The 10,661-nt window shown below is 64.1% G+C and carries 14 protein-coding genes; 12 read left to right on the forward strand and 2 right to left on the reverse strand.

All coding sequences use genetic code 11. From position 1 onward, the window contains the following. Nucleotides 1-87: 87 nt before the first annotated feature. Together VNN10_10055 and VNN10_10060 are read right to left on the reverse strand one after the other, a co-directional pair. A complete protein-coding gene (locus VNN10_10055) occupies nt 88-372 on the reverse strand; it encodes a hypothetical protein (GenBank protein HXH22363.1) in 285 nt (94 codons plus the stop codon). A gap of 39 nt (nt 373-411) precedes the next feature. Next, the gene (locus tag VNN10_10060; protein HXH22364.1) at nt 412-1,836 is read right to left on the reverse strand and encodes a VWA domain-containing protein; all 1,425 of its coding nucleotides are present in this window, start codon (nt 1,834-1,836) and stop codon (nt 412-414) included. A gap of 78 nt (nt 1,837-1,914) precedes the next feature. Between VNN10_10060 and VNN10_10065 the strand changes: the two genes are divergently transcribed. The 12 genes from VNN10_10065 to cpaB all read left to right on the forward strand — a co-directional run bounded on the left by VNN10_10065 (nt 1,915) and on the right by cpaB (nt 10,646). After that, entirely contained in the window at nt 1,915-2,091 is a 177-nt protein-coding gene (locus VNN10_10065) for a hypothetical protein (protein HXH22365.1), read from the forward strand. Between the two features lie 257 nt (nt 2,092-2,348). Beyond that, nucleotides 2,349-2,900, forward strand: a complete 552-nt coding sequence (locus tag VNN10_10070) for a sigma-70 family RNA polymerase sigma factor (protein HXH22366.1) — start codon at nt 2,349-2,351, stop codon at nt 2,898-2,900. Nucleotides 2,901-2,960: 60 nt separating this feature from the next. Beyond that, nucleotides 2,961-3,206 carry a hypothetical protein gene (locus VNN10_10075; protein HXH22367.1) on the forward strand — a complete coding sequence of 82 codons (246 nt, stop codon included), beginning with the start codon at nt 2,961-2,963 and terminating at the stop codon, nt 3,204-3,206. Nucleotides 3,207-3,288: 82 nt separating this feature from the next. Beyond that, nucleotides 3,289-3,486, forward strand: coding sequence for a hypothetical protein (locus VNN10_10080; GenBank protein ID HXH22368.1), 198 nt, complete (start codon nt 3,289-3,291; stop codon nt 3,484-3,486). A gap of 169 nt (nt 3,487-3,655) precedes the next feature. Continuing rightward, a complete protein-coding gene (locus VNN10_10085; GenBank protein ID HXH22369.1) occupies nt 3,656-5,251 on the forward strand; it encodes a hypothetical protein in 1,596 nt (531 codons plus the stop codon). Continuing rightward, nucleotides 5,241-5,729: a GtrA family protein gene (locus VNN10_10090; GenBank protein ID HXH22370.1), complete on the forward strand. Its 489-nt coding sequence runs from the start codon at nt 5,241-5,243 to the stop codon at nt 5,727-5,729. The genes VNN10_10085 and VNN10_10090 overlap by 11 nt, the downstream gene beginning before the upstream one ends. Nucleotides 5,730-5,816: 87 nt before the next feature. After that, nucleotides 5,817-7,301: a hypothetical protein gene (locus VNN10_10095; protein HXH22371.1), complete on the forward strand. Its 1,485-nt coding sequence runs from the start codon at nt 5,817-5,819 to the stop codon at nt 7,299-7,301. 128 nt (nt 7,302-7,429) lie between these two features. Beyond that, entirely contained in the window at nt 7,430-7,636 is a 207-nt protein-coding gene (locus VNN10_10100; protein HXH22372.1) for a hypothetical protein, read from the forward strand. A 4-nt stretch (nt 7,637-7,640) separates the two neighbouring features. After that, nucleotides 7,641-7,880 (forward strand): hypothetical protein, encoded by a 240-nt coding sequence (locus tag VNN10_10105; GenBank protein ID HXH22373.1) that lies wholly within the window; start codon nt 7,641-7,643, stop codon nt 7,878-7,880. A gap of 24 nt (nt 7,881-7,904) precedes the next feature. Continuing rightward, nucleotides 7,905-8,384: a TadE/TadG family type IV pilus assembly protein gene (locus VNN10_10110; GenBank protein HXH22374.1), complete on the forward strand. Its 480-nt coding sequence runs from the start codon at nt 7,905-7,907 to the stop codon at nt 8,382-8,384. A gap of 17 nt (nt 8,385-8,401) precedes the next feature. Continuing rightward, nucleotides 8,402-9,787, forward strand: coding sequence for a pilus assembly protein TadG-related protein (locus VNN10_10115; GenBank protein HXH22375.1), 1,386 nt, complete (start codon nt 8,402-8,404; stop codon nt 9,785-9,787). Between the two features lie 49 nt (nt 9,788-9,836). Then, on the forward strand, nt 9,837-10,646 hold the full coding sequence (gene cpaB / locus VNN10_10120) for a Flp pilus assembly protein CpaB (GenBank protein HXH22376.1): 810 nt from the start codon (nt 9,837-9,839) through the stop codon (nt 10,644-10,646). Nucleotides 10,647-10,661: the final 15 nt, after the last annotated feature.

Below are 10,661 nucleotides of genomic sequence, written 5' to 3' on the forward strand. Positions count from 1 at the left end.
GGGCGGGCGCTGCGCGTGAACGAGGCCCGCGAGCGACCGCGCTTCGGCGGTGGTGGCGGCGGCGGAGGCTACGGCCGGCGCTAGACGCTAATCCCGGCGCTCGGTCAGTGGCACGAACGGCGTGAGGGCCAGGGCGGCGAGGAGACCGCCCGGCGCGATCGCGAGCGCATACTCCGGGTAGACGACAAGCAGCGCGAAGACCGTGACGTAGAGGGGTATCGAGACGATGGCCCAGCGCCAGAACGTCACGGTCAGGATGCGGCCGCAGACCTTGCACTCGTGGTCGACAAGGGGGCCCATGGAAAGCCGGCGCGCCAGCGTCATCGCCCGCGCGCCGCAGCCGGGGCAGGTTACGCTCGGCAACACCGTCATCGCTGTCTCACCAGCGCCGCGGGCGGCCCTGCAGCACCCCTATTCCGATTCCACCACCAGCGCATGCGGCCCCACCTCAAGCGAGTCGCCCGGGCCGAGACTGAGCCAGGCGCCGCCTCCGTGGACGCGTCCGTCTAGGCGGTGGAACATCAGCTTGCCGTCACGGTACCAGACGCGGGCGTACTCATCCGCGATCCCTTCGAGCCGGATGTGGCAGCCCTCCCGCGCGCCGAGGGTCAGCGGCTCATCGCCGATCGGGTAGCGCTGCCCTTTGCTCGGGCCCCCGGCGACGACGAGGCTCAGGCGCGGGAAGGCGCCGTCGACTCGCGGGCCCTCCGGCGCCGTCTTCAGCTCTGAAGCGGCACGGGCGGCGAGCACGGCGAGTTCGGCGGCGAGCTTCCGGTCCCTCACCTTCGCTTGCACATACCGCCCGGAGACGGCTGTCACGCCCACGACCAGGATCGCCGCCAGGACGATGGCGATGAGCTGAGAGTTGTCGCTTTTGTCCGGCGGGGGCGGTAGCGGGGCCACCTCCGCCGGCACGGCGGTCGGGTCGGGGATGGTGCGGCGGGTCGTGTAGTCGGCGCGAACCTCGAGGGTTCCCGAGCCAGTGTTTATGCGGAGGAACAGCGAGCGCTGGCGGACGTCCGCGGGCGCCGAGGATTCGATGGTCAGGACGTACTGGCTGCGGAGCAGTTCCGCGAGCTGCTGATAGATACCTGGTATGGCGGCCGGCGTCGGGGCGGCGAAGAACGCGCCGCCGGTCTGGCCGGCCAGTTGCTCGAGATAGGCGCGGTCGATGCTCGGGCCCAGGCCGATCGCGTACACCGGGACGCCAGCCTCGGCGGCGAGGCGCAGCGATTCGTCGCGGGAGACGGTCGATACACCGCCGAAGTCCTGCCCGTCCGAGAGCAGGATAATTGCCCGGCGGGCAAGGCTCGCCGAGCGGGCGACCTCGACGGAGCGCGCAACGCCGGTATAGAGGGCCGTGTTCCCGACTGCCTGAAGGCGGTCCACCTCCTGCAGGGCAGGCGTGCGGTCAAGGGCGAGCGCGGTAAGGACGTTGACGTTGTCGCTGAAGCTTATCAGGGCAGCCTGGTCGACGGGCTGGAGGCTGCGCAGAAAGGTCCCGGCCGCCGCCTTCGCCTGGGTGATGGCGTTGCCCGCCATGCTGCCGCTGGTGTCGATCGTGAGGACGACGGCGACGCCGATGCGCTGGTCGACGACGGACTGCACGCTGGCGACGTTGGCGGCCGCGCCGGTCTCTTCGGCCTGGAAGGCCCCGGCGCCGAGGCCGGTCACCGGCCGGCCGCCGACCTCCGCCACGCTGAGGACGACGCGCACGCGGGGGAAGTCCGAGTCGTCGACTTCGATGATGCGGGCGGTCTGGTGATTGTCGGCGCGGACGGGGGCGGCGGCAAAGACGGCGCTAATGAGGAGCGCGACGAGTACCGATAACTCCATGAGGCGTGACACTAGTCGTCTCCCCGGCAGGGTGTCTCCAGTATGACAGACGGCGACGCCTACGAAAGGAAGCGGAAGATGGCCGAGCAACCCCCGGCGAACTCCACCCCCGTGATTGACTTTGCACTGCGCGTGGAGTCCATCCGGCGCCGGCGGGCGCTGACGCGCCTGCGGGAGGCCGTGCTCTCGCAATCGCCGGGGCTCCGCCGCGTCCATCGCGCGGTGCGGGCCCGGATCCTGGCCCGCGTGGCCTGAGCCGGGTGTTAAACGCATCACACTATTAGGGTTTTTGCCTAATTGACAACCCGAGGATTTGGCCCAGAATGTCGCTAAGCGATCGTAGGGCGGGGACGACAATCTGGGGCAACTTCAGGGCCTTCATTCGCTGCCTCCTCAGATAATCTGTAACGCTGGACAGCCCCACTCGTTCTGCCTGATAGATCACCCCTTTATGGCGCAGGGCGCACGCTCGGGGGATCGCGGTCGCAGTTGGGACCGCCAGGGAGGGCGATGTGGCGGCGACAGTATCAGTCGCACTGCCGGCTACAGCGGCGACCGGGGCGCGCGAAACCACTGCAGCACCTCTAGATGAAGCGACCTGGTCGAAAATCTTCGACGACAACTACGCCCTGATATATCGCTACGCCCACGCGCGCCTAGGCTGCCGCGAGGACGCCGAGGAACTGGCCTCGCAGGTGTTCCTGGAGGCGCTGCGCAGCATCCACCTCTACAAACCCACCGACAAGCCTATCCTTGCCTGGCTCTACGGCATCGCCCGGAATCTGGTCGCGAACCACGTCCGGCGCAAGCAGCGAGCGAAGGCGGCGTACGACACGTTCGCGCAGAAGCTGTCGCTCCCTGCCGGGGACTTCATCGTCGACCGGCTGGCACTATCGCAGGCGCTGGGCAAGCTCACGCCGGAGCAGCGGGACGTAATCGTGATGCGCTTCATATCCGGCCTGTCGACGCCGGAGATCGCCGCGGCCATGGGCCGCAAAGAGGGGGCGATCTATTCGCTCCAGGTGCGCGCCCTTGCGTCACTGAGGAAAGTTCTTTCATCTTAAACCGCTAGGCTGCCGACAGAACGCGCGCGTTCTGACCATGTATATGCCAGAAAAGCCGCCATGCGGAGACGAGACCTGCGCGCTCTTGCCGAGTGCTACAAGATAATCGAGGCCACGGGCGACCTTGCCCTCTGCCGCAAGCTGTACCCGGAGGTCATGGACCGCCTGGTGAAGGACGTGAAGCTCCAGACGCGCCTCGCCGCCTTCAAGGCGCCGGAACCCGAAGCCAGCGCGTCCGCGCGCGCGGCCCTGCTGGAGGCGCTGAAGGCCGCCCAGCGGGGCGGGAATGGCGCCGGCGCCAAGTAAGCTGCACTCCGTCACGCCACCCTAATTCTCTCGACGCAGCCAGCCGATAATCTTGTTAGACTCGGCACGAGAGGATGGCGGCGTGAGCATCAACCCTTGGCTCCTGGGCCTCGTGGTGGCGATAGGCTCGTACGCTGGCTGCGAGTTGGCGAACGTACGCGAAGTCGCAGTCGCCATCGGGCTCTTTTCGTTTATGAACGGTTTCGGCGCCTGGCTGCTGGTCACGGTTACGAAGAACCTGATCGCGGTACTCAAAGGCGGCCACATTCGCTTCTACTAGTTAGCCGGGCGGGTTAGATACCTGCTGAAAGACCTAGGCCCGGCGAAAACGGCGCGGCCTCGACCATCTAGGAGTGATGGGTCGACGCAGCGCTGGTTCGTCTAGGCATTTGGCCCTCGCCTGTTGGCTGTTGGCGCCTTTGCCGGTGCCTGGGACTCGGTAACCCGGAATGTCCGCGCTCGAATCTCAGGTGCAGGCCTCCGCGCCAGCTGTGCCAGTTCCTGGGTCCCTGGACCTCGTTGTTGCCCGCACCGGGCTTGACGCCCGTCGCTTTGCCTTCATCTCGCTTTGCCTGGCGTTCTTGTCGATGGGCCTGGTCGGTTATACCGACCTTGACTACTGGTGGCATCTGAGCACCGGGCAGTACATATTCGAGACTCAGTCAATCCCTCAAACCGACCCATTCTCGTTCACTGCCGCCGGCAAGGACTGGGTCGCCCATGAGTGGCTTTCTGAGCTGGCCATCTATGTGGTGCAGGCCATCGGCGGCTATGCCGCGAACGTGGCCGTCTTTACTGCCGCGGGACTGACAGCGCTGGTCGTTGGATACCGCACGGTCCTTTCGTTTGGCGTTTCCCGGCGGCTTGGGGTCGGGCTCTTCTTCTGGGCAGGGCTCCTCTTTGCAGGCTTCTGGACCGTACGGCCGCAGCTCTTTACGTTTGCGCTCTTCTCTGTATTCTTGGCCGTTCTGTTTGCCCACAGGAGGGGTAAGAACCGCCTTTGGCTGCTCCCTCCACTGATGGTGTTATGGGCAAACCTTCACCTTGGATTTACATATGGGCTCGCTCTGGTCGGGCTGTACGCCGTCGCGACCACCTTCGAGCGCGTCCGCTGGTCAGAGGCGCGCGACCTAAAGGCAATCTACCTTACGCTCGCAGGCTGCGTACTGGCCACGTTCCTGACTCCGTATCCGGGGGAGCTTCTACTGTATCCGCTCGGCTACTTCGAGTCCGGTACGGCCACGTCCCAGATTGCGGAGTGGCGATCGCCCGACTTCCACCAGCCGTTCATGATCCCCCTGGCGATTTCCATTCTCACATTTGCTGCGATTGGGTTGTTCAAGCGGCCGCATGACGCCTTTGTGCCATTGCTGGGCCTTGTCTTCACGTTTCTGGCTCTGTCGTCCGTCCGCAACCAGCCGCTGTTCGCGCTTGTCTTTATCGTTGTGATTGCAGCGCTGCGCGAAGGGGAGTCACTGCGCGAGGCGGGGGTGACGCCGCTGCGGCGGATGAGGCTCCACCTGGCCGGGCTCGTTCTCGTAGCGGCAGCCCTGACCATTGTCTTCCTGATGAGGCCGCAGTATTCGCAGCTCCGCGAGACAGCGAATCTAGATGGGCTCATCAAGTACCCCGTCGCTGGGGCCGATTTCATCCGAGAGCGATACCCTGACGCGCGCCTATTCAACGAGTACGCGTGGGGAGGATTCCTGATCCACCGGCTCTATCCACAAAAGGTCTTCATCGACGGTCGTAACGACTTCTACGGCCCGACAATCATGAGCGACTACCGAAAGGTCGTAGGCGGCAGGCCGGAATGGCAGTCCATCCTGGACAAATATGGCGTTGACGTAGCCATCGTCCTGAAGGACTCGGCCCTTGCTCAACTCCTTCGAGAGAGTGACGAGGTGTGGCGGCTGGAGTTTACAGGAGAAAGGGAGGCTGTCTTCGTCCGATCCGGACGCTCGCTGCGTGACGACGCGGGCCGTTGCATGTGGCCTGGCGAGGGCAGCTCATTCGTATCCTCAGGGTGCCCTAATGGCGGCTGATCCTGCGGCGGGGGCCCGGATCGGCCGCGTAGGGTATGCGCTCCCGATCCTGCCATCCCTGGCCGATGCTGCCATCGGCCGCCATCAGGGCCTCCTTGCGAAGGTCCTGAGATACATGGTCATCGGCCTGGCGGTAACGGCGGTCTATGACCTGGCCGTGGTCATATTGACGCACTGGCAGGGGGTTGCTGCGCTGGAGTCGGCGGTCATTGCGTATTGCCTGGCGGCCCCGTTCTCGTACCTTGGGCACCGCTTCTATACGTTTTGCTCCGATGCGAAGGTCCGGCCGGAGCTCACGAGGTTCTTACTTGCCGCTCCTTGGAGTTTTGCGGCCTCTCTTGCAGGGATGTTTGTCATGACCTCGTTGCTCGGGCTGCCGGCAATAGCTGGAGCGCTCGCGGCAACAGTGCTGGTCCCTCTGGGGAACTTTCTGATCTTGAGCTACAGGGTCTTCCTTCCGAGTCCTGCGGGGTCCTGATTGTCCGGCTCCGCGTTCAGCCGCCGAGCACGGTTGCCACGCCCAGGCGGTCGGCGATGGGTCCTCCCGGCGGCGTGGCCGAGCTCGTTGGACTTCGCCACCCCGGTGGCGGTCGCCGTCATCACCCTAGCGGCTTTGCTCGCGAGGCTGGCGCTGGTGACCAGTACAGACTTTCCACTCGGCGACGGTGGGCTCTTCTACGCAATGGTGGAGGACCTTCGGGCTAACCGTTTTTCGCTGCCGGCGTTCACATCCTATAACGACAGCGAGATCCCGTTCGCTTACTCCCCACTGTCTTTCTATGTCGCCGCAGCAATGGGAAGCATTGGTGTTTCCACGCTTGATTCGCTCAGGTTCCTGCCGCTTACGGTAGGCGCGGCGGCAATCCCGGCTTTCTACCTTTTCGCGAAAGCAGTGCACATGAAGGGCTCTACAGCCCTTATTGCGACCTCTTTGTTCGCGTTTGCGACCTCCTTCGGGTGGACGATTCTAGGCGGTGGCCTCACGCGTACATTTGGCATCTTCTTTGGGTTACTCGCCATGTATCACCTATACGTGCTGACCTCGCGAGATGGGTCGCTGAAGCGAGTAATGCTAGCCGGTGCGTTCGTGGCACTGACTCTACTTTCGCATCAGCAATTGGCATGGACGGTTAGCGTTGCCTTTGGCCTCATGCTTGTCGCACTCACTCCGCGCTTCTCCTGGCGCTCTCTTGGTCCTCCGTTCGCAGTCACGATCATCGTATTGGCACTTACGGCGCCCTGGTGGCTGTCAGTAATCAGTACACATGGCACAGGTCCCTTTCGTGCGGAGTTCGCCGCCGGCAGTTTCTCGCCGCTGCGCGCCGTCGTAGGAATAGTCTCACTCGTCGTCGCAAGGAGGTCATTTCCCCTGGCCTTTTTGATCGCGCTCCTGTACCTGGAGGGGCGCAGTCTCGAGTACGCCTGGATCTTCGGCCTGAGTTTGGTGACGGGCTCCCTACTGGCGGACACGTGGGCTCTGGCTTCTCGGCGCCGGGGTCCGGGAGGCGGGGGCCTGAGGGGCCGCCCTGCCGCAATGGCAGGGCTAGCGATGCTAACCATCGTCTGGCTGATACCCGCCTGGAGCGCCGTGGAGATTTCCCACAGCCGTGCAGGGGCTCACAGGCCGGCATTCGAATGGGTCTCAGCCAACACGCCCGATGGTAGCCGCTTCATCGTCATTGGCGACGGACGTCACTGGTCCGTCGACTTCGCCGGCGAATGGTTTCCCGTTCTCGCGCGGCGCGAGAACGTCGCCACGGTCCAGGGCAGCGAGTGGCTGCGCGGCTCCGAGGGGTTCCATAGCCGAGTCGACCGCCACCGAGAGATGCAGCGCTGTAAGGTGCTCTCGGTGGAGTGCCTGGACGAGTGGCAGAGGTCCGCGCCCGCAAGCTTCAGTCACGTTCTGATTGACACCGGCTCCTGCTGCCTCCGTCTGCGGAAGTCACTTGAGACGTCTGGCAAATACAGGCTCGTCTACGAGGGCAAGCATGAGCAAATTTACGAAGTGGCGAGCGACCAAAATCCTCGTCTCCGGGCCATATCTGAGTGACACTGACCGCCATGGTGACAGGCGGGGGCACCGGAGGTGAAACCGAGAGGAAAGCACTTCAGCGGAAAGCCAGAAGCGCCGGTCCGGACAGGGCCGGAGCACAAAGTTCAGGGAGGAACGAACTCTACATGCAGGTCTTGACGTACATTTTCGACCGGATCGCCGCGCTACTCCACGAGGAAGAAGCCCAGGACGGCTTCGAGTACATGCTCGTCGTAGGTGGCGTTTCGGTGGCCGTGATCATTGCCATCCTGGCGATCGGGCCGAACTCGCTGGCGAATGCAGTTTGTGACGCGATCAACAACATCAGCGTCTTCAGCACCTTCGACTGCTAGAGCCGTGACGAGAGTGAAGGTGGCCTCGATGCTCGGGGCCACCTTCGCCCGTTTCCTCGCGCTGCGGCGGGAGGAGCGCGCGCAGGTGGGCATCGAATGGCTGCTGGCGACGGGCGCGATGACCGTCGTGTTCGCTGCCCTGCTAATCGGCCTCTATGAGGCCTTCGTGCCTTGGGCGCTCCGGTCGATCTGCAGCATCGTGGACCCTCTTGGTGATGGAACTAACTGCATCACAATCATCTGATCAGGCAGACTGACAAGAACTCCTGTGAACATCTTCGATGACCCCAACAGGCGCTCCGTCCCCGGCCCCCGTGACGAACGCGGCCAGGCCGGTATGGAGCTCCTTCTGGTCTTCCCAGTCTTCTTCGTCGTTGTCTTGCTCGCGGTGGAGTTCGGGGTGTGGATGTATCAGAACGTGACAATCAGCAACGCCGTCCGGGACGCAGCGCGGTTCGGGTCGGTGAACTGCGGCGACGGCAGCTGCACTGTCGACGAGATCAAGCAGCGCGTTGTGGACCGCTCGAACGGGGCAGTAGCCCTGGGCGATGTCACCGTCACCTGGGTGACGCGCGGCACGGCCACGGCGGGACAGAAGGGCAGCTCGGTGGCGGTGAACGCGCGGCGCAATTACGCGCCCATCTTCCTGCCAGCGGGCGTGGGCTTCACCTGGCCGATCGGGTCCTGCTCTGAGATGCGGCTGGAAAGGAACGACACGGGAACGATCGTGTCGGGGTCGGGCTGCTGACTATGGTCACTCTTCCCATGGGCCTACGCGCCCGGATGTCGGACGAGCGGGGGCAGACCGCGCTATCGATCCTGCTCATGACACTCGGTGTCTTCATTTTCGCGGCCCTCGCACTCGATGCCGGTCTCTGGTACTTCCACCACCGTACAGTGCAGAACCAGGCAGACGCGGCTGCACACGCTGCAGTCCTGAACTTGCCGGAGTCGACCGCGGAGGCGACAGCGTCGGCGATCGCCTGGCTGAAGCAAAATGGCGTGCCCGATCCAGTTGCAGACGCCGCGGAAGTCGGCACCGGGACTGACTGCGGGGACATGGCGATAGCCAGCGGACAAGATGGACGGGCCAAGATTCTTTTCAGTGATGCCAACAATGCAGTGAAGGTTTGTCTGCGAATGAGGTCAGGCGTCTTCCTCAGTGGCCTTGCCGGCATCACTGAAGCCATCGTAAGCGCATCTGCGAAGGCGCGCGTCCAGGTCATTCCTTCGCCTTACTCGCTTATGTCCATGTATCCCGGCGGCTGTCTTCCCCAGGCAGAGTTCTGGGCGACTGGCAGCGGGGCTGGCGTGCGGGTGACCGGTGGCGGGTCCACCTACACCGATTCGTCGTGCTGTCCTAACGCTCTCTCCGCGACCGGTGGAGGAGTGATTGAGTCGGGAGGCAACGACGTCCCGAACGGCTGCGGACAAGGTTCCGGCATCACACCGCCACCCAATACCGAGGCCGAGGACCTCGATGATCCATTTGCTCAACTTCAGGACCCTCCGGTCTCTGGCATCAACTCCATGCCGTGCCGGACGCAAGACGCATCCGGGCAGCCCATTCCGAACACGATTAACAGCGGAACCTGGGAGCTGCTTCCTGGCAGGTACTGCACGGGTTTGAAGGCCTCGAACAACCCGACCATCAGGCTGCGCCCTGGGATTTACATAATGCAGGGCGACCTGGAGTTGGGGTCGAACGTTAACTTCACGAGTGACCTCAATTCCAACGGCACGCTTGAGAGCACGGAAGAGGTCCTGATTTACGCGACGTGCAACCCGCATCCCTGCGGCACGGCCGTCTGCAGTCCGAGCGGGTCGGTGGCGCCTCGGCTGCAATTCCCCGGCCAGGCGATGCTCTGGTTGAGAGGTCACTCAAGCTACGAGAGGATACTCATCTGGGTAGACCGCACAAGCAGGTACTTCTCGACCGTGTCCCTCTCGGGTGGCGCCACAGGCCGCCTGGATGGCCGCCTCTACGCACTCTGTTCTTTCGTGGACTTCACTGGCAGCTCGACTGGCAATCTCACGGTGAACATGAGCATGGTGGCGGGGACATTCAAGTTCAGTGGTAACGGGCTCGTGTCAATCCCATACGACCCGATTCTCGCACCGCCTCTGCGCATCATCGCACTGGTGGAATAGGGTTGATCCCTAAGCGACTCAGTAACGTTGGGACCCCGGGGGAGGGAGAATGAGCAGCATTAGCCAAGCACAGCCGAAGCCGGGAGCGGACAGGAGGCAACTCCTGATCGCGGGCATCCTGGGCCTCATCGCCGCCGTCCTCGTGATCATGTTCCTTAACAGCGCCGAGGACGACAAGCCGGGGGCCGCGGTCGAGACGGGCACCGTGGTGACGGCGGCCGCGCGAATCGAGGCAGGGGTGAAGATAACGGACCAGATGATCGCGACACGGGAGCTGCCGGTCTCGGCCATCCCCGCGGACGCGATCCGCGAGCGCGGGCTAGTCGTGGGGCAGGTCGCGCGCTATCCGATCGAACGGGGCGAGACGATCAGCGCCGCGCGCCTGGTGGAGGCGCCGAAGGTGCAGGCGATCTCGTTCCAGATACCGCCGGGCCTGCGCGGGATGACCATCCCGGTCTCGATCACCAACACGCCCGCGGCGCTGATCGCCCCCGGGGACTTCGTGGACGTGATCGTGAGCGTGGAGGCCGTAGTCCTCACGGGCCGGGTGCCGCCGACGCCGGTGGCCGGAGGGAACCGGGAGTTCAAGGGCGCGGCCACGCTGCTGCAGAACGTCCAGGTGCTCTCGGTCGACCGGACTTATATCGATACCGGTGTCGTCTACGAGCCGTCGTTGCGGGGCAGTCCCCGGGCCGATAACCAGGGGGTATCCTTTGTTACGCTGGCTGTGACGCCGGAGCAGGCGCAACTCCTGTGGCTCGCCCAGGAGCAGGGCAAGTTGACGCTGGTGTTACGTCCCTTCGGCGACGACAGCATTGCGCCACTGACGCCGCGCCTGGAGCCGCTGCTGCTGCCGTAAACCGACCCACACGAG

The organism is Dehalococcoidia bacterium (assembly GCA_035574915.1).
Lineage (GTDB): Bacteria > Chloroflexota > Dehalococcoidia > DSTF01 > WHTK01 > DATLYJ01.